Source organism: Bacillus cereus group sp. MYBK101-2, assembly GCF_051918845.1.
Lineage (GTDB): Bacteria > Bacillota > Bacilli > Bacillales > Bacillaceae_G > Bacillus_A > Bacillus_A paranthracis.
Genome location: NZ_JBQAIE010000009.1, coordinates 79,032 through 99,515 on the forward strand (window position 1 = coordinate 79,032; position 20,484 = coordinate 99,515).

Here is a 20,484-nt window from a genome sequence, read left to right on the forward strand (position 1 = left end):
AGCGATATCGCTTTGCTTTTATTGTTTCTTTTTCGGTCTACGTACTAACTCGCCGCCGCAGTTTGGGCAAACGTTGTGTCTTTCTTCTGTACATGGTGCACAAAATGTACATTCATATACGCAAATGTATGCTTCAGAATCTTGTTCTAGCGATTGATCGCAAATTTGACAGTTTGTTTTCATTTGTAGTGCCATAGTAATTCTCCTTTTAGTTTGAAAATTTATAATTTAATTATAATTCATTGATTAGAGTTAGTCCTTTTCAATTGAAAGGAAATCGAATGATAAAGTTGTGATTTGAAATGAAAGATGCTCGTTTATTTTTAAATTGATTATTTCATGCAGTTAGAATATTATGAAATAGTCAAAAGACAACGGGGGGTATACATTTTGACTAATCATAACGATCATTTAAAAGCAAACTGCGAAAAATGCTTCGGTCTATGTTGCGTTGCATTACCGTTCGCAGCATCGGTAGATTTTGCAGTGAATAAAGATGGTGGTAAACCATGTTCCAACTTACAATCAGATTTTAAATGTAGTATACATAAAAATCTTCGTGGAAAAGGTTATAAAGGTTGTACAGTATTTGAATGTTTTGGCGCTGGGCAGAAAATTTCTCAAGTTACATTTAACGGGGTAGATTGGCGGAAAGATGCTAAGCACGCGAGGAAAATGTATGATGCTTTTCCAGTTATGCATCAGCTTCATGAAATGCTTTGGTATTTAAATGAGGCTATTTTATTGAAGGCGACACAGTCAATCCATAAAGAATTAAGTAAAGCAATTGAAGAGACGGAGCGACTTTCGAATTTACATGCGGACGAGTTAATGAAAGTAAATATCCCATTACATCGTGCAGAAGTGAATATTTTACTTTTAGAAACGAGTGAGCTAGTTTGGAAGGAAATGAATACTGCGTGTAAGAAACGAATCATTCACCGCGGAGCAGATCTTATGGGAGCAAATTTGAAGAAGAAAGATTTGCAAGGAGCGAATTTAAGAGGAGCGTATTTAATTGCGGCTAACTTAAATGGTGCTAACTTACGCGGTGCAGATCTCATCGGAGCAGATTTGCGAGATGCAGATATTCGTGGTGCTGATTTTACAAATAGTATTTTTCTGACGCAAGTTCAAGTGAATGCGGCGAGAGGGGACAAACATACGAAATTACCGAAATTATTGTCCCCTCCATCTCATTGGAGTGCGTAAAGAGTGTATACGAACAGGCAGAGATTAAGAATCTCTGCCTGCTTTTTATTTCTTTTCAAAAGTAGTAATAAAAACGCTACATATAATAAGAATACCACCAATAAAAAAGTTACTATTTAATGTCTCATTTAATAAGAGCCAACCAAGCAATGACCCAATAATAGGTTGGAAGAAGAAAAATAACGAGCCGATGCTTGCATCCATTAATTCTAATCCTTTATTCCAAAGGAAAAAGGCACCTGCAGTTGAGACGATTCCTAAATAAAGTACGCCTAATATTACATATAGGGTCATATGTTCAATTGGGTTTGATTGAAATTCCCATACCATAAAAGGTGTAATAAAAAAGAGTGAAAAGAATATAGCGTACGTTGTAATCACTAAAGATGAAAATCGAGCTGAAGCAATTTTTACATAAATAGATAGTAAAGCCCACGTAATAGCTGCCCCGACTAATATGATTGTACCGATAAAATAGGAGCCAATTTCAATATCCCATCCGATTACGATAATGACACCGATTGTCGCTATGATGGTAGATAGTAATCTACGAGCGGTTAGTTTTTCTTTTAAAATGATCGCTGCAAATATAACGATAAATGCAGGTGTAGCTGATGTTACTAAAGATCCTGTATGAGCGTCGGATAATTTTGTTCCGATAAATTGACAAGTGATTGAAATGAAATATCCGATAAATCCAATCCAAGCGAATAATAGCCAATCTTTTTTACGAATGGTTACTATTTTCTTTTGCTTTTTCTCAGTAATTTTTAAAATCATATACAAAACAACAAAAGCAATGATAAAGCGTAGCCAAACGAGTGTTAGTGGTGGGATAAAGTCGAGTACATATTTGCTAACAACATACATACCGCCCCATATACTAGCTGCTAGTGATAAACATATAGCTCCTAAAATTGTTTGTTTCATGTAAAGTACCTCCGTCTATTTTTAGGGTATGATGAGTCCCTAAGACGAGGCATAGTGCACGTGTTATATGAATGCCCGTCTTAGTTTATAGACGGCCTACAGGTTGATCGTTTTCGAATGAAGTGTTGTAGTACATGTGTATTCCCCCTTCTTAAGTTATAATGATATTATAACTTAATTTTCTGATTATTGGAGGCTGTTATGAAATATATCGTGATAAAATCACATATTAGCAATTATCCTGATCCAATTCGCTTAGAAGAGGGGGATGTAGTGAAAATGATAGAGAGTTACGATGATCCTGAAAATTGGGGAAACTGGATGTTTTGTCACGAAGAGAAATATGACCGGAAAGGATGGGTTCCGGAGCAACTTATAATGAAAAATACAACTGATGTAGGAATCATTACGAAACAATATACTGCCAAAGAATTAAATGTAAGTATTGGAGAAAGATTGATTGGATTAGAAGAATTGAATGGATGGGTTTGGTGTGAAAAAACAGGTGGTGAGGATGGCTGGGTACCGAAGGAAAACTTACAAAATATTAGTAATACTATTTGGTTATTAATATAGGAAACATATTTTTAGTTTATGAGTATATTGGTTGTAGGATGAAAAATAGATTAATAGAGAAAGAGGAGATTATTATAACTACAACCGTTATTTCTCATTTTTATAACGAAGAGTATTTATTACCGTGGTGGCTTGCTCATCATACGAAACTGTTTGATCATGGTATTTTAATTAATAAAGGCTCAACAGATCGTTCGGTGGAGATTTGTAAGAAATTCGCACCGCATTGGGAAGTGCGAGATTCTGTAAATCCAGAGTTTGATGCATATGCGACGGATCATGAAGTGATGAGGGTAGAACAAGAAATACAAGGATGGAAAATGATTTTAAATACGACTGAGTTTCTTTGTGTGCAAGATAAAAATCAGTTTTGGAAATTACTAAATGAATTGGGAGGGAGGATGTATTGGCTAGAAGGGCTTATTATGGTTGATGATCCTAACTACAGTTATCCGGACCTTAACTTTGGACTCCCTTTAATGAAACAGCGATTTCATGGTTATTTACCAGAAGATTGGCCGCTATGGAGAAGAGGTAGATTTATTCATAATCATGAACACGGAAGTTATACAGTTGGAAGACATTTATCCGCGCATGAATCTATGATTTATCCCCCTCTTGCTTGTATATTATGGTTTGGATTTAGTCCGTGGAACGATGCGATGAGAAAGAGAAAGTTACAAATTGGTCCGACTCTTTCTGAAGCTAGTAAGCATGGGGGGATGGGTACACACCATATTATTACGCCGGAAAGATTAGAAGAATGGTATAAGGAATTAGCAGGAGGGACGAAGGATTTACGTTTTAGTGATGCGTACCGTTATGCTTTTGTATAAATGATTCCCACCATGAAATTGTTTCTTCGATTCCTGTATTTAGATCGTATGTCGGTTTCCAGTTTACTTCAGTTTTTAAACGTTCTACATGAACCCCGACAAATAAAGGTTCATCTTTAGAGAAAGGGATTGCACCTAGTTTAATTAGGTGCTCTTTTCCTATCTTTTTCGCAATGATAGATGCTAATTCTTTAATTTGTACAGATTGACCAGAAGCGATATTGATTGTGCCTGTAACGTCGTGTTCTAATATCGTTACGAGAGCATGAGCGACGTCGCTCACATGGAGGAAATCTCTTGATTGTTTTCCATGTGTACATAGTGCCTCCTCATTTTTTAATAAAGAAGTGATAATGTTAGAAACGAGCCGGTTCCCTTGTTCGTGAGGGCCATACATATGAAAAATCCGGCCCCAACACATGCTGAGGCCTGATTGCTCAGCGTACGTTTGTAGCCAGGAGTGTAGTGCATTTTTACATAATGAATACGGGGTTTTATAAGAAAGAAGCGGTGAATCTTCAAACAATACACCGTTAAACCATTCATACTCTGCGCCAGTACCGGCAACGACGACTCGCTTTCCGCCGCATGTTGTGAAGTGTTGAATCAATGAGATACTAGACGTAAGCCAATAGTAATTATTGATAGATACATAACACGCTGGCGGCACTGCTTCCCAAGCTAAATGAATGAGATGACTAGGCTTCATGTCGTAAATGAGTTTTTTTACTTCTTCATCGCAAAGTAAGTTGACTTTATGCCAATGGCAAGAAAGATGGGAAGGCTTATTTGTATTGTAAGTGGCGTGCACTTCATAGCCCTTTTGAATAAGAGAATGTACAACATATTTACCAATCCATCCGCTACCGCCTGTTACAAGGATTTTTTTCATGGCTCAATTACCTCAACTTCTGGTATTGTTACTAAAAATTTGCCGCCCCACTCACGAATGAAAGAGCATTCTTTCATAATCTCGTCTTTTAAATTCCAAGGAAGTATAAGAATGTAATCAGGTTTTGTACGTTTTATTTCTTCTGGAGATTTTATTGGAATGCGGGTTCCTGGTAGAAGGAGATTTTGTTTATGAGGGTTTTTATCTACTGTATAAGCTAGAAATTCTTTTCCTATCCCGCAATAATTTAAAAGGGTGTTTCCTTTAGCTGGCGCACCGTAACCGATAATTTGTTTGTTTAAAGCTTTCGCTTCGATAAAAAACTGTAAAATATTTATTTTCAATTGTTCGATGCGTTTAGAAAAAAGGAGATAACAATCTAATGTATTTAGCCCGTGATCCACTTCTTTTTGGATTAATTTTGTAACACTAGAATGGATAGTTGATTCGTCACTATGATGTTTTACAAAAATACGTAAGGAACCACCGTGCGTTGCAAGTTCTTCTACATCGACAATTTGTAAATGATGGTGAGATAAAACTTTTTGCAGGCTTATAAGTGAGAAATAGGAGAAGTGCTCATGGTATATCGTATCAAACTGTTTAAAGGATATGAGATTTAATAAGTGCGGGAATTCAATTGTTATTGTTCCGTCTTGTTTTAATAACGTTTTTAAACCTGCCACAAAATCATGTAAGTTCGGAACGTGTGCTAATACGTTATTAGCAATGATTAAATCTGCTTGCGGTAATTTTTTTGCTAAGTCGTTGCTGAAAAAATTCACTTCGGTAGGAATTCCTTTTTGGATAGCGATTTCTGCTACATTTTTTGCTGGTTCAATTCCCAATGTTTCGATATTTTCTTTTTGAAAGTATTGTAATAAGTACCCGTCGTTACTCGCGATTTCAACCACCTTGGAGTCTTTCTTTAAATAGAAACGCTTAATCGCCATTTCTACATATTGTTTAGCATGCAGTAGCCAGCTTGATGAGTAAGAGCTAAAGTATAAATAGTCATGAAAAATATTGTGCGGAGATTCAAATTCATCTAATTGTACGAGTAAACAAGAGTGACAAACAAATGTGTGCAATGGATAAAATGGTTCCATTTTATATGAGTTTTCTGGAGAAACAAATGAGTTAGCGAGAGGAGAAACACCTAAATCTAAAAAAGTGTTGCTGAGTAATGAGTGGCAAAAACGGCATTTTTTCTGTTCCATTTTATAGCCCCCTTATAAATTTTTGAATGCATCAATTTGTTGTCGCGTGAAAGATTCGATATTTTCACCAGATGCATATTTTTTGTACCAATCAACAGTCCAAGTGATAGCCTTATCTGTTGATAACTTAGGAGTCCAGCCGAGTTTAGTTACTGCTTTTGTACTATCAAGTGTTAAAACAGGCGATTCATAAGGAGTGTTTGTAGGGGGGGAAGTGATTGTTAGTTGTTTATTCCATAATTTTATTACAGATTGAATGACATCATGAACGGTTCTGTTAGGTTCGTTCAACGGGCCGAAATTCCATGCTTCTGCATATGCAGCGTCTGTCCAAAGTTTTTCAGCTAAAAGGATATAGCCGTGTAAAGGATCTAATACGTGTTGCCACGGGCGAATAGCGTGTTTGTTTCTAATATTTAACGTACCATCTTGTAAATATGCACGAATGACATCTGGGAATAATCGGTCTTCTGCCCAATCCCCACCACCGATGACGTTACCTGCTCTTACTGAGGCGAGTTTCTGAGTATTAGTGTGGAAGAATGATTTTTGATAGGATGTTGCCACTATTTCAGCGCAAGCTTTACTAGCACTATAAGGGTCGAAACCTCCTAGCCGGTCAATTTCCACGAATGCCCGGTTACCGCTCCCGTCATTTTCATAACATTTATCACTTGTAACATTAATGATGCCACGTATACTTTCTATATGTTTTGCAGCTTCCAATACGTGAACAGTGCCTAAAACATTCGTTTTAAATGTTTCGATAGGATCTTTGTATGAAGTTGTGACGATTGGCTGGGCAGCTAAATGAAATAGTATGTCAGGGTTATGATGTTTTAGGGCGTGTAATAAAGAATCGTAATCTGTAATGTCGCCTTTAATTGTTATGCACTCTTTTGCTACGTTACATTGTTCAAAAAGATTAGGAATCGATGGGGGATGAGAAGAAAAGCCAACTACTTCTGCACCTAAAGAAGTTAAGAAAAGGGTGAGCCAAGAGCCTTTAAATCCAGTATGTCCCGTGATAAATACTTTTTTCTTATTCCAAAAAGATGAAGAAGCCATATTACCAAACCTTCCACGGAGCGTTATTACTTTCCCATAGCTCGACTAATTTATTTTTATCGCGCAATGTATCCATCGGATGCCAAAAACCAGTATGTTGATATGCTGATAGTTCGTTTTTGTTTACTAACTGAACTAAAGTGTCTGTTTCAAAAACAGACTTATCTCCACTAATGTAATTGAAAACTTCAGGGTTTAAAACGAAAAATCCACCGTTAACCCATCCGCCATCCCCGAGTGGCTTCTCTTGAAAAGATGTTACAGACTGTTTATCTAATATGAGAGAACCGAATCTACCAGGAGGTTGTACGGCGGTAACAGTTGCCATTTTTCCATGTTTTTTATGAAATGCAATAAGTTCTTTTATATTTACGTTACTTAATCCATCACCATAAGTGAGGCAGAAAGGTTCGTCTCCAACAAAATTTTGAATTCTTTTCACTCGTCCTCCCGTTTCGGTATTTACACCAGTATCGATTAATGTAACTTTCCACGGTTCTACACGATGAGAATGGCTAGTAATTGTATTATCTCTTAAATGTATCGTGAAATCTGACATGTGTAAGTTGTAGTTTAGAAAGAATTCTTTAATTGCATATCCTTTATAGCCTAAGCAAATAATAAATTCAGTAATACCGTAATGGCTATACAAACTCATAATGTGCCATAGAATAGGTTTTGTTCCAATTTCAATCATAGGTTTCGGTTTTAAATGTGTTTCTTCCCCAATCCTTGTCCCGTATCCACCAGCAAGAATAACAGCTTTCATTTTTTCCTCCTAAAATAAAAATTTATAATATATACAGTATTCATATTGTATACAAATGGTTTTGTTTTTGACTAAGTGCGTAAAAATGTGTGGAAAATGATGGTGTGAGAAATATTAAGGTTTAAATTTAGGGAATAATTGTTGATATTCAGGGTGGTTACGAAGATCTTGGGTTATGCTACTAAGCTCTAAAAATCGAGTTTCGAGTTGCTCAGGGGATTGACCATAATGTGTTTGAAGTCCCATTCGAACGCCCTTTTTTGAAAGGGTGGGTGTAATTTGTAATTTTCTTGCCTTTGTATGTTCGTTCCAAGGACTAAAGTAAAATTTAACAATGAATGAAGGGGAGTTATAAACGACATGTTGATGCCGCGTAAAATGTCTGCCTGGTAAATATGCGCCATCAAGATGGTTGTGTATAAATCTCCAGGCACAGCCGATTTCTGGGTTATAAGGAAAAAGCCCATGATATCGTTGTTCTACTAAAGGAATGGAATATCTTAGTTTTGAATAATTGTAATCATGCTTATCAATCATGACAATCATTCTAATCGCATACATATTTTGACCTAACGTATGAAGTGATGAGAAAAATTCTTCTACATTGTTACAGCAAAGAAATTCTGTAGTATTTAATACCATCTTCCAACCTGAAACTTCTCTTTCAATTTCCATTACCTCAATATCAGTATTAGTGGGATCGAATTCAAGGAATCTTGAATCTCGTACTTCCCAGTGGGGAGCAAATAATTTACAAATTTCAACGGAACGATCTGTAGAACCTCTATTAATTAATATACCGTGATCAAATATTTTTGTATGATGCATAAGCCACCATGGTAATAAATACTCTTCATTATAAAAGTGAGAGATAATAGTTTTAGTAATTTCAATCTCCTCCAATAGCATGAATAATAATTTTAATTAAATATTATTATCATATGTTTTGTATTAAAAAAGGTTGAAAGGAATATGCGATTCTATGATGATATTTTCATAGTAATGTAGTATGGGGAAAATAATTCGATTATAAGAATTAAGTAATGTATTGTTAATTTACAAAATGATAAAATGGTAAGTGGAATTGTGTATAAATTATGAATAATAAACCGTCACGTTTGACTGTACAGTTTATGTATTGTATGATGTTAGTAATATAAACAAGGGGGGAAGATCGTTGGGAAGGTGTATCGAATCGGACAGTTGGCTCTCATGGCTCACGTGTCGAAACGAACGATTGATTATTATACGAATCTAGGTATCTTAAAAGCGGAGCGATCTCAATCTAATTATCGCTATTACGACGAAACAGCATTTGAGACATTACAATTTATTGAGAAGTGCAAAGAAATGCATATGCCGCTTTGTGAGATTAAAGAGAAAATCGAGGAGAAGAAGAAGCTGCTCGGTATCAATGAACACGTTTCGAAACAAGTGAATGAAGTGACAGACCATATTCATCGATTAGAAGTAGAGTTAACAGAGTTAAAGCCGCTTTTAGATGGATTGACTGATTCACAACGTGAAAAAATATCGAAATCTTTATCTGGTCAAACGACAGCTTTAATACAGACACTTGCTCTATTATTATAGAAAAAGTGAAATCCGACCTCTTTAATTTTTGTATCGGGCTATGTTTTCTAAGAAAGAAATAAGAAAACATTATAGTATACAGGAGGTGGACACCTTAGTTTTTTAACTAAGGGGATTCATTGGAAATATTTAATTTAGTCATGGTTGCGATTTTAATCGCATTTACTGGATTTTTCGTAGCAGCTGAGTTTGCGATTGTAAAAGTACGTTCAAGTCGTATTGATCAGCTTGTTGCAGAAGGAAAACGCGGTGCTTTAGCAGCGAAAAAGGTAACAACAAATTTAGATGAATATTTATCTGCTTGTCAATTAGGTATTACAGTTACAGCTATGGGATTAGGTTGGTTAGGTGAACCGACAATTGAAAAGTTATTACACCCATTATTTGAGAAATGGAACTTAAACCCTTCTATTTCATCAGTATTAACATTTGGTCTTGCTTTTATGATTATGACGTATTTACACGTTGTAGTAGGAGAATTAGCTCCGAAAACGATGGCAATTCAAAAGGCTGAAAGGGTAACGTTATTATTGGCAGGTCCATTAATGATGTTCTACAAAGTAATGTATCCATTTATTTGGGTATTGAACGGTTCAGCGCGTGTTGTAACTGGCTTATTCGGTTTAAAACCAGCTTCAGAACATGAAGTAGCTCATACAGAGGAAGAATTACGCCTTATCCTTTCAGATAGCTATGAAAGTGGCGAAATTAATCAGGCTGAATACAAGTATGTAAATAACATTTTTGAATTTGATAATCGTATTGCAAAAGAGATTATGGTACCGCGAACAGAAATCGTTGGTTTCTACCTGGAAGATTCAGTAGAAGAACACATGAAAGTAATCCAAAATGAGCGATACACACGTTATCCGATTTTTGGAGAAGATAAAGATGATATTATCGGTATGGTCAACGTAAAAGATTTCTTTATTCGATATATGACCGAGGATCAAAAAGATTTATCATCAATTCGCTCGTATATGCGTCCGATTATTGAAGTGATGGAAACAACTCCAATTCACGATTTATTACTTCAAATGCAGAAGAAGCGAATTCCGATGGCTGTTTTATATGATGAGTACGGAGGAACAGCTGGAATTGTAACGCTTGAGGACATCTTGGAGGAAATCGTCGGCGAAATTCGTGACGAATATGATGAAGATGAAGCACCACCAATTCAACATGTGAACGAGCAGCATATCATTGTTGATGGAAAAGTGCTTATCTCAGAAGTGAAAGATTTATTTGGATTACACATTGAAGAAGATGATGTGGATACAATCGGTGGATGGATTATGATGCAAAATCATGAAATCGAAGAAGGGCAACACGTTGAGGCGGAAGGTTATGAATTTAAAGTGTTAGAAAAAGACGCTTACCAAATTAAACGTGTTGAAATTCGTAAGATGGAACAAGAACAAGAAGAAGAGAAAGCAGCAACTGTGTAAGTTGCTGCTTTTCTTCTAAAGTACAAAAAATGAGAACTTAGGAGCGGATATTTTGATTCAAGAAGCCTTACGCGTATATCGATTACAATTGTATGTGATCTTTAGTGGTTTACTACTTATGTGGACGATTACTCCGTTTGGAAAACAAGTAACAGGGTTTGGAATTGGATTAGCTGTAAGTGCATATTGTCTTTGGCTATTAGCTCGCAGAATAGAGAAAATAGGGAAAAGTATCGTAATGAAAGAAAAGGCTCCTGGATTAGGAGTTTTAAACCGATTTGCAGCTGCCATTTTAGGAGCTATCATCATGTATGAAATTGAGCATGAAATGGAAATGTGGGCATTTGGTACAGGCATTTTAGGTGGTCACTTTTTAATGATTGCGAATTTAGCTTATGCAAATATGCAGTTAGTGAAAGAAGAAGAGAAGAAAAGGGAACATACTTCGAAAAACATAGAGCTATGATGAGAGGGACCTAATACGGTTCCTTTTTTATTTTATTGAAATGATACAAGTAACCAAATTAACGACAAATATAATACGCTTCTTTTTTACGTTTTTCAATAGTATGAAAAATAATAAAAAAAATTTTAAAAACCCATCGATTTCTAAAGGTTATGTATGTTATCATGACAAAAGACTTTTTGAAAGAGGTGGATACCAATGTTACAAGCGCTACTTATTTTTGTGCTTCAAATTATTTACGTTCCCATTTTAACAATCCGTACGATTTTGCTTGTAAAGAATCAAACAAGATCCGCTGCTGGCGTAGGATTGTTAGAAGGAGCTATTTACATTGTCAGTTTAGGTATTGTGTTTCAAGATTTATCAAATTGGATGAACATCGTTGCCTATGTCATTGGCTTTAGTGCGGGACTGTTATTAGGCGGTTATATAGAGAATAAATTAGCAATTGGTTATATTACGTATCAAGTTAGTTTACTAGACCGTTGTAATGAATTAGTAGATGAATTACGTCACTCTGGATTTGGCGTTACTGTATTTGAAGGTGAAGGTATTAATTCGATACGTTATCGCTTAGATATCGTTGCAAAGCGCTCTAGAGAAAAAGAACTGTTAGAAATTATTAATGAAATTGCACCGAAAGCGTTTATGTCTTCTTATGAAATTCGCTCATTTAAAGGTGGATATTTAACGAAGGCGATGAAGAAAAGAGCGTTAATGAAGAAGAAAGATGAACATGCATCGTAAACAGAGGAGTAGTGCTGCATGAAAAGCGCAGTATAAGTCCAAATGTAAAAGAGAGGAATCTATTTTGATATAGATTCCTCTCTTTTTTACTGTTAATTGAAAAACTAAATCGTATAATTATTTTTTTTACTCATTCTCAAATTAATGATTAGCCAAATAATTTGAAAAAATACAGGTATGATAAACGCGATTAATATAACGATAAGTGATATGGATTTAATTTCGGGTGTTTGAATAACACCAGCACCATCAACATCTCGTAGCCAAATAATAGCGGCCCATATTCCAAAAACGATAATCCAAAATAGGTTACCAATCCACCAAGAAATCCATCGTTTTTTCATGTTAACACTCCTTATATGTATCCACTGTTAAAAGTATATTTTCGTTCGTTACATTTATAATGAAACAACTTTAAAATTAGTTTTTAACTGTATATCTAACTTGTTTGAAGGTGACTATTTCTCCATCATCATTATCATCTTTCGTTTGCAAAAGTTGAACTTTTGGTTTGTAGTCCGTCCTATGAGCGTGTTTGATATCTTTAATGTTAAGCTTGTAGGATTCATCATTCTTTATCTTTTGTTCCAACACTTTTTTATTCGCAACATAAATAAAAGTCACTTTATTTTCATCAATGCCCTCGGTCTTAATTTCTAATTCATTATCTTTTGTTGTAATCGTTGGTGTTAATAATTCTATACTGCCGTTTCCAGTTTCTAAAGAATGTTCTGCAATAGCTGAACATCCGGATAATATGATTCCGGTGAATAGAAGAACAATTAATTTCTTTTTCATAACATCCCCCCGATTCTATGTGATTTTTGATTTTGGCATTGTTAGACTGCTAGTGTGGAGTGTAAATGTTTAGATCGTACTCTTATTAATTGTACCATAATATGTAAATTAAAACAGGTTATCTATCCAATTTAAGAGAGATTGAAAAGTTTACTTATTGTTGAGTATCAGTATTTTTCTAGTAGGTCTATATTTTCTCTAGAGCCCTTCTTTTTTATATTTAAAATATGAAGTGAAATAAAACCTATAAGCCCTATTCCGCCGAAAATAAGCCAGGTTGTATACATTCCGTTTAAGTTGGATGTAAACCATGTACCGGTATAATTACCGATGATAAAACCAAATGCGAGTGATAGTTGATAAAATCCGAAGAATGTAGCTGTATATGATTCATTACTGTAATTTGCAATAGCGATATCAGCGTTAGGTAACACGAGTGTTTCACCAATTGTAAAGAAAATTACACAAATAAATAGCCAATATGGGTGTTGAAATAAAGGTATGAGTAAAAAGGAAATACCCATTAATAAAATACCGTATTTAATAAATGAAAGCGTGTTGTATTTGTGGAATAGTTTTCGGAATAACACCATAAATATGACGCCTGTTATTGCATTTATCGTAATGACTAATGTAGCAAGTTGATTGCTATTACTAATGTTTTTCATATGAAGTGGAAGTGCGACAGTAAGCTGAGTAAACATAATATAGAAGAAAATCATGATAAAGGAAAACAGAAGAAAAGACTTGTTTTGTAAGATGGCCTGTATTCCTAATGTAATAGACGTGTTTTCAGTAGTGACTTGGAAGTGATTTTTAAGTAAGTAAAAGATTAAAGCGAATATCAGCATAAGAGATCCTGTTAGAGAGAAAGCATAGATTGGATCGAGTAAGAGTAAAAACCCTCCTGCAATTGGTCCGATTATTGCACCGCAATTAAAGCTAAGGTTTAAATATGTAAATAAATTTTTTCTCAAATGAGCTGGCTGTGAGCCAAATATAGCGCGAGCGGCAGGTTCGTAAAATGCTGTTCCGAAGCCAATAAGTGCAGAAGAAATAGAAATTGTATAGAAATCAGAGCATATTCCTAAAGCGATAAATCCGATTCCTCTCAAAAATAAACCGGCTACCATCATAATGATATAGCCTATTTTGTCAGCAATTAATCCTGAGAATAAAGGGATAACTCGTGATGTAATTATTATAACTGTCAACACTGTTCCGACTTGAAAAGTTGAAAAATGAAGAAAGGTTAATAGATAAATAGCTAAAAATGCGTATACTGCAAAATAACCAAAAGACATAAAAAATGAAGAAATAAGCATGAAACGTATCGGTGTTGAGAAACTTTTCATAGAAATCCTCCTAATTATGTAACCAGTAAAATTATTTGATGGTTAACTATTTTATATTATAATTATACATAAAGTCAGAAAAAAGTAAATTTTAAGAAGAAGGTGGATCGAATTGAATCAAAACGCTCCAAATGAACTAGAATATATTCGGGAATTTTTAAATACATGGAGAATACCAAACGATACGAGAGAGCCAATTGATTTGCTGCAAACAGAAGAGGATATAAAGAAATTTATGAAAGAAACTTTTCATGAAGAGCTTCTATTTCATACGATAGAAGAATTAAAAAGTTTTCGAGAAGATATTCGGGCGGCAATTGAAGGTGAGGGATCATTGCAAAAATGGTTAGAGGAATACCCATTTCATGTACATATAAAGGAAGATATGAAAGGTATTACATATGAACCAGTATACGAAGAGAATGTGTATACAAAAATATTAAGCATTGTGTTTATCTCGATTCAAGAAAATTTGTGGGGAAGGTTAAAAGCATGTCCAGATTGTCGCTGGGTATTTTATGATCATTCGCGAAACGGAAGCAAAAGATGGTGCGGTATGTATGCTGGTGAAGAAGGAGGCAGAGCATGCGGTACAATTGCAAAAGTGAAAAATTACCGAGCGAAGAGAAAAGGAAGAAGGGGTTATAATGTGTAATTAATAGTAGGGGAAGAAAATGGATGGGGGAATGTAGCATATGAAAGGTACACAAATGTTAGCTTTAAATAAAAAGTGTTGGGATACAGTTGCACCTTATTTCTTTCAAGTGGATTGTTTACCGAAATATGGCCCGTATACAGCGTCTGAAGATGAGATTCATTTGTTCGATTCAATTAAAGGTAAAAAGGTACTTGATATTGGATGCGGAAGTGGGCATTCGCTGCAATATATGGCGGAACATGGCGCAGAAGAATTGTGGGGACTCGATCTTTCGAGCACACAAATCGAAACGGCACATAAAACATTACAGTCGTGGAATCCAAAGTTAATATGTGGAGCAATGGAAGAGGAAGTGGATATTCCGAAAGGGTATTTTGATATTGTATATTCCATTTATGCATTAGGTTGGACTTCAGATTTAAGAAAAACGTTGGAATTGATTTATTCGTATGTAAAGCCAGGAGGAAGCTTTGTTTTTAGCTGGGAGCATCCCGTATATTCAAACTTAATGTATGGAACAGAGGAGATTGCTTTCAGCTCGTCTTATCATGAAGAAACTCCTATTACGTTTGAAACATTTAAAGGGGAAAATGTACAAGCAACGTTATATAAAAGAAAAATGAGTACATACATAAATGAGTTACATAGAGCTGGATTTACAATTGAGAGAATAGAAGAGCCTGAACCATCGAGCTTGTTTGATGAAGAACTAGCTGAGCCGTCTACGAAATATTATTCTTTACATAAAGCTAGAATGGTGCCGACTACTTTTATTATTAAGGCAAGAAAATGAAAAATACAGCGTACACTTTTTTCAGTGTACGCTGTATTTTATTACAGGTTAGTACTTATCTCTTCGGTTGAAAAATATGTTGAAAGAAGTATTTGTGATGTAAGTTATCTACAATTTTATTTGCTTGATATGTGCGATGTTGTTCGAGTCGAAGTCTTTGCTCCATCATTTTTATTGCGTGATCAGATAAACGTAACATTATACATTTCTCCTTTTCTATAAATATAGGTGACTTATTTGGTATCGATCCCATATTTATTATTAAGGAGGCAAAATGTGTAACATAGGCAAAAAGCACCTTCCTCTCCCATTACGCTTACGAGGTTAGCTGTCGGACTCGGGAAGTGAGAGTTTCCCTACTTAAATAAGATTCGCCCCAAGTAGCAAAGCTACAAAAATGGTTCCCCCGCTCCAAATTTTGGACTCAGCAAAAGGTTTTATAAAGTAAAAGATAACATAAATAAACCAATGAGTCAAACTATTTGTTGTTTTCTGATTTTTTTAAGCGAAGTTAAAACCACTCCATCGGGTAATATGATCTCCTTTATTTCAATAAAGCCATGTTTTTTATATAAAGACAGAGCAGGGGTATTTTCTTTTCCTGTTTGTACAATATATGTTTTGGAAGGGGAGAACATGTCAAATACATAAAGTAGTAGTTTTGTTGCAATCCCTTTATGAAAATGATCGGGGGATACTACTAAACGATGAATATCTACTTCCTCTTCATCCATTTTAAAAGAAATAAACCCAGCAAGTGTATCTTCAAAAAAATAGCCGTAAAAAATTTCATCACAAGATTGAATATCGGCTACAGTATCATAAAGGCGAGGGATAGCTGTACTATTTATATATTTCGCCTCAATTTCATAAGCGGGTATTTGAATGCTTAAAATAGAAGTTGCAGTTTTGTGAGAAGTTGTTATTAATTTTTGAATCATAGAATAGAAACCTCCTTGTTGGCTGTATTTTCATAGATTTGACAAGATTTTTCTTTTTTGGATATAATAATTACATAGTTACACAATAAGTTAGTAGCTAAATTGAATTACACTATAATAGAAATGGAGGACTAAAGATGGGGTGGATTATCACATTAATAGTTGGTGCTATTATAGGTGCAATTGCAGGTTCTATTACAGGTAAAGACTTTCCTGCTGGCATGTTTGGAAATATAATTGCTGGTTTATTAGGAGCTTGGTTAGGCGGTAAATTATTTGGAGATTGGGGTCCATCACTAGGTGGTATTCATATTGTACCAGCTTTATTAGGATCAATTGTTCTCGTTCTTATTGTATCATTTGTAGTGAAAGCTGCAAGGAAATAAAGAGTTATATTATGATAAAAAGCCCTATATAAGGGCTTTTCATCATTCGAAGAGGTGGTTTTATTGGAGAAAGTAAGTTTAAGAAAACGAGATAAGTTGAAAAAATTTTTTAGAGAACACAATTATTTAGCAGTGTTACTTGGGTTTGCATTATTGTTCATTAATATTTTATTACTAACAAAAATATCATTTGTTTTTACACCGTTTATCGTCTTTTTAAAAACAATTTTCTTCCCAGTATTATTAGCGGGCGTACTATTTTACATTTTGCATCCATTCGTTTCGCTTTTAGAAAAGAAAGGTGTTTCAAGAATCGTATCAATAGCCTCGATATACTTAATCGTAATTGGATTATTTGTGTTTTTAGTTTTAACGGTTATTCCAATTATTAAAGATCAAATTGATGCATTAATAGATAACTTACCGTATTTCGGTCATGAAATTGAACGAGCAGCACGTAGATTTGGGGAAAGTAATTTACTAGGAAAAATTCAGGAGAATTTAAATATTGATGTAGCGAGTATGGTAAAAGACTATACAGTTGATTTTACGAAATCTTTATCATCAGTAACAGGAAATGTAACTGGATTTTTAAGTACTATTACAGAGGTCGTTTTAACGTTTGTAATGGTTCCGTTTATATTGTTCTATCTTTTAAAAGATGGTGAGCAATTACCAAATCACTTTTTAAAGTTTATTTCAGAACAAAGACGACCAGCAGCGATGAGAATACTAGACGATATGCATTATGCGATTAGCTCGTATATTAGAGGACAAATTATCGTTAGCTTATTTATCGGTATTATGCTATTAATTGGTTACCTTATTATCGGTATTAAATATGCAGTACTACTCGCTATTTTAGCGATGATTGTAAATATCGTTCCGTACGTAGGACCAATTATCGCAATTACACCAGCGTTAATTATTGCGTTTATTGATTCGCCGGGGATGGTTTTAAAGGTAATTATTGTAATGATGGTTGTACAATTAGCAGAAGGTAAATTTATTTCTCCGCAAGTCATGGGGAAAAAGCTAGATATTCACCCGATTACTATCATTTTTATTATTTTAACTGCCGGAAATTTATTTGGAATTATGGGGATTATTTTAGCAATTCCAGGATATGCGATACTAAAAGTGTTAGTTACGCACGGTTATCGATTTGTTAAGTTGAATACGTAGGAAAAAGAGCTAAAACAGTATTATCTGTTTTAGCTCTTTTTTATTAACAATTGATGTGCATATTGGCGTGCCCATTGATCCGCTTCTAATATAGCATCTAGTGAAGGATCTTTTACGTTATGATGGGCTTCAACTGTTTTGTAAATTGTTTTTTCAATATCGAAAAAGGCAATTTCATTTTTTAAGAATAGTGCATTCGCAATTTCATTTGCTGCGTTTAATACAGCAGGAGTAGTACCACCAATTTTGCCACATTCATATGCGTATTGTAGACAAGGAAACTTCTCTAAATCTAGTTTTTCAAAATGTAAACTACCGATTTCTAATAAATTTAATTTTTCAATGGATATATATTTTACCATGAAAAAACCTCCAAAGTTGTTTCGAGTATTTCTGCAAACCTATATAATATTAGACAATTGAAGTGGAAATTCCTGCTATATAAAATAGAAAATTTTGGTTTGTTCAGAAGTGAAATGTGATAAACTGTAAAAAAATAACGAAAAGCGATGAAAGAGAAGAGTACATATTCGAAACTTTTCAGAGAGCTGATGTGTGGTGGGAATCAGCAAGGAATGAATATGGAATGGGCTCTGGAGCTTCTAACTGAAATGAGTAGGTAAAGACGGTTACTTCCCGTTATTGAAGTGTGAAGTGAGCTATAAAGATAGCTAATTAAGGTGGTACCGCGGGAGTCTCTCGTCCTTTTTTTAGGATGAGGGGCTCTTTTGTTTTGAGAAAGGAGGAGTTAGGATGAGTGACAAAATAATGTTAACAGGAATTAAGCCGACAGGTTATCCGCATTTAGGAAATTATATTGGTGCAATTAAACCTGCGTTGCAAATGTCAAAGAAGAATGAAGGAAAAGCATTGTATTTTATAGCAGATTATCACGCGTTAAATGCTGTGCATGATCCGAGCCAGTTTAGTAGTTATACGAAAGAGGTAGCAGCTACTTGGTTATCGCTTGGACTTGGGGAAGATGTTATTTTTTATCGGCAAACAGAAGTACCAGAGATTCTAGAATTAGCTTGGATATTAGCTTGTCTAACTCCGAAAGGGCTTATGAACCGTGCCCATGCATATAAAGCAAAGGTAGAGCAAAATAAAGAGGCGGGTTTAGAGGTCGATGCCGGAGTGAATATGGGGTTATATACGTATCCGATCTTAATGGCAGCTGACATATTGCTATTTCAGGCTACGCATGTGCCAGTCGGAAAAGACCAAATTCAGCATATTGAAATTGCGCGTGATATTGCGACGTATTTTAATCATACTTTTGGCACGACATTTACACTTCCGGAGTATGTCATACAAGAAGAGGGTGCAATATTACCAGGGCTTGATGGAAGAAAGATGAGTAAAAGTTACGGGAATGTGATCCCATTATTTGCAGAGAAAGAAAAACTACGCAAGTTAATATTTAAAATCAAAACAGATTCTTCACTTCCAAATGAACCGAAAGAACTAGAAACGTTATATACAATATATAAAGAATTTGCGACAGAAGATGAAATGCAGTCGTTACGTGAAAAATATGAGACTGGAATCGGATGGGGCGATGTGAAAAAAGAGTTATTTCGTGTTGTAGACCGTGAGTTAGCTGGACCTCGGGAGAAGTATGTAATGTATATGAATGAGCCAAATTTACTATATGAAGCATTAGAAAGAGGTGCTGATAGGGCACGGGCTATTGCGAAGGTAAATTTAGCGGAAATTAAAAAACGGATTGGATTTGAGAGGGAGCACTGAGCGTTCCCTCTTTTTTCTCTATAACTTATTCGTCATATCGATGAGTAAAGCAAGGAGTTCGCATATTCTTTTGAAACTTATTAGTTGCATATATTAAAAAGTATGCTACTATAGGGTTGCTTATTAAACGTGTTTAATAAGTATAATGAAAGTCACTTAATAAAGATGTTTAATAAGTAGGGTTCATTTGATTACGAAGGAGATGATTCTATGAAAACAGAAAAAGAAAAGATGTTAGCGGGAGAAATGTATATTGCGGATGACGAAGAATTAGTAGCTGATAGGGTGAAGGCAAAACGTTTAACACGCCTTTATAACGAGGCGATGGAGACAGGAGATGAGAGGCGTTTTACATTATTAAATCAGCTTTTAGGTTCTTCAGCTGATGGGAAAGCGCAAATTAATCCTGATTTTCGTTGTGATTACGGCTACAATATCCATGTTGGAAAGAGCTTTTTCGCAAATTTCAATTGTGTGATTTTAGATGTTTGTGAAGTTCGAATCGGTGATAATTGTATGTTTGCACCTGGTGTCCACATTTACACTGCTACACATCCTTTACACCCAGTAGAGCGGAATTCTGGCAAAGAATATGGGAAGCCTGTAAAGATTGGTAACAATGTTTGGGTTGGCGGGGGCGCTATTATTAACCCTGGTGTTTCAATTGGAGACAACGCTGTAATTGCTTCAGGGGCGGTTGTGACAAAAGATGTACCTAATAATGTAGTAGTTGGAGGTAACCCAGCTAAAGTTATTAAAACGATAGACTTGTAGAAATCGTTTTTTATGAGTGCATGAATAAACAGATGTCGTATCGTATAGAAAAGGTGAAAGATGTTTCATATAAAGAAAAATAGTG

General features: G+C 35.0%; 25 protein-coding genes, 1 pseudogene, 1 riboswitch and 1 other annotated feature. Of the genes and pseudogenes, 13 read left to right on the forward strand and 13 right to left on the reverse strand.

The window, feature by feature from the left end:
* Positions 1–18: 18 nt before the first annotated feature.
* Positions 19–195: a DUF1272 domain-containing protein gene (locus ACTFSI_RS17890; protein ID WP_001207874.1), complete on the reverse strand. Its 177-nt coding sequence runs from the start codon at positions 193–195 to the stop codon at positions 19–21.
* Positions 196–390: 195 nt separating this feature from the next.
* Between ACTFSI_RS17890 and ACTFSI_RS17895 the strand changes: the two genes are divergently transcribed.
* Complete coding sequence (locus ACTFSI_RS17895; RefSeq protein ID WP_000181444.1) at positions 391–1,212, forward strand: pentapeptide repeat-containing protein; 822 nt, start codon at positions 391–393, stop codon at positions 1,210–1,212.
* A 45-nt stretch (positions 1,213–1,257) separates the two neighbouring features.
* Here ACTFSI_RS17895 and ACTFSI_RS17900 read toward each other — a convergent pair whose 3' ends face one another.
* A complete protein-coding gene (locus ACTFSI_RS17900; RefSeq protein WP_000814743.1) occupies positions 1,258–2,142 on the reverse strand; it encodes a DMT family transporter in 885 nt (294 codons plus the stop codon).
* A 201-nt stretch (positions 2,143–2,343) separates the two neighbouring features.
* On the opposite strand from ACTFSI_RS17900, the gene ACTFSI_RS17905 reads away from it, so the two are divergent.
* Positions 2,344–2,718, forward strand: coding sequence for an SH3 domain-containing protein (locus ACTFSI_RS17905; RefSeq protein ID WP_440045530.1), 375 nt, complete (start codon positions 2,344–2,346; stop codon positions 2,716–2,718).
* Between the two features lie 38 nt (positions 2,719–2,756).
* Positions 2,757–3,554 carry a glycosyltransferase family 2 protein gene (locus ACTFSI_RS17910; RefSeq protein ID WP_014481720.1) on the forward strand — a complete coding sequence of 266 codons (798 nt, stop codon included), beginning with the start codon at positions 2,757–2,759 and terminating at the stop codon, positions 3,552–3,554.
* Here the strand turns inward: ACTFSI_RS17910 and ACTFSI_RS17915 are convergent.
* From ACTFSI_RS17915 to ACTFSI_RS17935, 5 genes are all read right to left on the reverse strand, one after another.
* Positions 3,523–4,446 (reverse strand): NAD-dependent epimerase/dehydratase family protein, encoded by a 924-nt coding sequence (locus tag ACTFSI_RS17915; RefSeq protein ID WP_070806551.1) that lies wholly within the window; start codon positions 4,444–4,446, stop codon positions 3,523–3,525. The genes ACTFSI_RS17910 and ACTFSI_RS17915 overlap by 32 nt on opposite strands.
* Positions 4,443–5,666, reverse strand: a complete 1,224-nt coding sequence (locus ACTFSI_RS17920) for a class I SAM-dependent methyltransferase (RefSeq protein ID WP_000435755.1) — start codon at positions 5,664–5,666, stop codon at positions 4,443–4,445. Before ACTFSI_RS17920 ends, ACTFSI_RS17915 begins: the two co-directional genes overlap by 4 nt.
* A gap of 12 nt (positions 5,667–5,678) precedes the next feature.
* Positions 5,679–6,734, reverse strand: a complete 1,056-nt coding sequence (gene rfbG, locus ACTFSI_RS17925; protein WP_070806550.1) for a CDP-glucose 4,6-dehydratase — start codon at positions 6,732–6,734, stop codon at positions 5,679–5,681.
* A gap of 1 nt (position 6,735) precedes the next feature.
* Complete coding sequence (gene rfbF / locus ACTFSI_RS17930; RefSeq protein ID WP_000648792.1) at positions 6,736–7,503, reverse strand: glucose-1-phosphate cytidylyltransferase; 768 nt, start codon at positions 7,501–7,503, stop codon at positions 6,736–6,738.
* Between the two features lie 114 nt (positions 7,504–7,617).
* On the reverse strand, positions 7,618–8,412 hold the full coding sequence (locus ACTFSI_RS17935) for a glycosyltransferase family 2 protein (RefSeq protein WP_001997813.1): 795 nt from the start codon (positions 8,410–8,412) through the stop codon (positions 7,618–7,620).
* 276 nt (positions 8,413–8,688) lie between these two features.
* Here ACTFSI_RS17935 and ACTFSI_RS17940 point away from each other — a divergent pair, with 276 nt between their 5' ends.
* The 4 genes from ACTFSI_RS17940 to ACTFSI_RS17955 all read left to right on the forward strand — a co-directional run bounded on the left by ACTFSI_RS17940 (position 8,689) and on the right by ACTFSI_RS17955 (position 11,757).
* Complete coding sequence (locus ACTFSI_RS17940) at positions 8,689–9,096, forward strand: MerR family transcriptional regulator (protein WP_000285640.1); 408 nt, start codon at positions 8,689–8,691, stop codon at positions 9,094–9,096.
* Between the two features lie 119 nt (positions 9,097–9,215).
* On the forward strand, positions 9,216–10,544 hold the full coding sequence (locus ACTFSI_RS17945; RefSeq protein WP_000402271.1) for a hemolysin family protein: 1,329 nt from the start codon (positions 9,216–9,218) through the stop codon (positions 10,542–10,544).
* Between the two features lie 52 nt (positions 10,545–10,596).
* Complete coding sequence (locus tag ACTFSI_RS17950; protein WP_070806549.1) at positions 10,597–11,010, forward strand: ATP synthase subunit I; 414 nt, start codon at positions 10,597–10,599, stop codon at positions 11,008–11,010.
* Positions 11,011–11,208: 198 nt separating this feature from the next.
* Positions 11,209–11,757: a DUF2179 domain-containing protein gene (locus tag ACTFSI_RS17955; protein ID WP_000938438.1), complete on the forward strand. Its 549-nt coding sequence runs from the start codon at positions 11,209–11,211 to the stop codon at positions 11,755–11,757.
* Between the two features lie 104 nt (positions 11,758–11,861).
* On the opposite strand, the gene ACTFSI_RS17960 is transcribed toward ACTFSI_RS17955, so the two are convergent.
* From ACTFSI_RS17960 to ACTFSI_RS17970, 3 genes are all read right to left on the reverse strand, one after another.
* Positions 11,862–12,101 carry a DUF3923 family protein gene (locus ACTFSI_RS17960; protein ID WP_000747689.1) on the reverse strand — a complete coding sequence of 80 codons (240 nt, stop codon included), beginning with the start codon at positions 12,099–12,101 and terminating at the stop codon, positions 11,862–11,864.
* Positions 12,102–12,177: 76 nt separating this feature from the next.
* On the reverse strand, positions 12,178–12,555 hold the full coding sequence (locus ACTFSI_RS17965; RefSeq protein ID WP_000727887.1) for a hypothetical protein: 378 nt from the start codon (positions 12,553–12,555) through the stop codon (positions 12,178–12,180).
* Between the two features lie 167 nt (positions 12,556–12,722).
* A complete protein-coding gene (locus ACTFSI_RS17970; RefSeq protein ID WP_000834876.1) occupies positions 12,723–13,910 on the reverse strand; it encodes an MDR family MFS transporter in 1,188 nt (395 codons plus the stop codon).
* A 112-nt stretch (positions 13,911–14,022) separates the two neighbouring features.
* Between ACTFSI_RS17970 and ACTFSI_RS17975 the strand changes: the two genes are divergently transcribed.
* On the forward strand, positions 14,023–14,565 hold the full coding sequence (locus tag ACTFSI_RS17975; protein WP_044793208.1) for a CGNR zinc finger domain-containing protein: 543 nt from the start codon (positions 14,023–14,025) through the stop codon (positions 14,563–14,565).
* A gap of 40 nt (positions 14,566–14,605) precedes the next feature.
* Positions 14,606–15,361 (forward strand): class I SAM-dependent methyltransferase, encoded by a 756-nt coding sequence (locus ACTFSI_RS17980; RefSeq protein ID WP_070806547.1) that lies wholly within the window; start codon positions 14,606–14,608, stop codon positions 15,359–15,361.
* A 55-nt stretch (positions 15,362–15,416) separates the two neighbouring features.
* Here ACTFSI_RS17980 and ACTFSI_RS17985 read toward each other — a convergent pair whose 3' ends face one another.
* Positions 15,417–15,560 carry a hypothetical protein gene (locus ACTFSI_RS17985; RefSeq protein ID WP_000945244.1) on the reverse strand — a complete coding sequence of 48 codons (144 nt, stop codon included), beginning with the start codon at positions 15,558–15,560 and terminating at the stop codon, positions 15,417–15,419.
* 98 nt (positions 15,561–15,658) lie between these two features.
* A riboswitch (cyclic di-AMP (ydaO/yuaA leader) is annotated at positions 15,659–15,801 on the reverse strand.
* A gap of 33 nt (positions 15,802–15,834) precedes the next feature.
* A complete protein-coding gene (locus tag ACTFSI_RS17990; RefSeq protein WP_242261193.1) occupies positions 15,835–16,302 on the reverse strand; it encodes a GNAT family N-acetyltransferase in 468 nt (155 codons plus the stop codon).
* Positions 16,303–16,439: 137 nt separating this feature from the next.
* Here ACTFSI_RS17990 and ACTFSI_RS17995 point away from each other — a divergent pair, with 137 nt between their 5' ends.
* Positions 16,440–16,688 (forward strand): GlsB/YeaQ/YmgE family stress response membrane protein, encoded by a 249-nt coding sequence (locus tag ACTFSI_RS17995; protein WP_000539717.1) that lies wholly within the window; start codon positions 16,440–16,442, stop codon positions 16,686–16,688.
* 63 nt (positions 16,689–16,751) lie between these two features.
* Positions 16,752–17,873, forward strand: coding sequence for an AI-2E family transporter (locus ACTFSI_RS18000; RefSeq protein ID WP_000416969.1), 1,122 nt, complete (start codon positions 16,752–16,754; stop codon positions 17,871–17,873).
* A 29-nt stretch (positions 17,874–17,902) separates the two neighbouring features.
* On the opposite strand, the pseudogene ACTFSI_RS18005 reads toward ACTFSI_RS18000, so the two are convergent.
* Positions 17,903–18,220: pseudogene (locus tag ACTFSI_RS18005) on the reverse strand (1-deoxy-D-xylulose-5-phosphate reductoisomerase); the annotation flags it as partial.
* 153 nt (positions 18,221–18,373) lie between these two features.
* Positions 18,374–18,583 (forward strand) — a binding site (T-box leader).
* A gap of 43 nt (positions 18,584–18,626) precedes the next feature.
* Here ACTFSI_RS18005 and ACTFSI_RS18010 point away from each other — a divergent pair.
* Positions 18,627–19,625: a tryptophan--tRNA ligase gene (locus ACTFSI_RS18010; protein WP_440045531.1), complete on the forward strand. Its 999-nt coding sequence runs from the start codon at positions 18,627–18,629 to the stop codon at positions 19,623–19,625.
* A gap of 210 nt (positions 19,626–19,835) precedes the next feature.
* Positions 19,836–20,399 carry a maltose O-acetyltransferase gene (locus ACTFSI_RS18015; RefSeq protein ID WP_060631613.1) on the forward strand — a complete coding sequence of 188 codons (564 nt, stop codon included), beginning with the start codon at positions 19,836–19,838 and terminating at the stop codon, positions 20,397–20,399.
* Positions 20,400–20,484 lie beyond the last annotated feature (85 nt).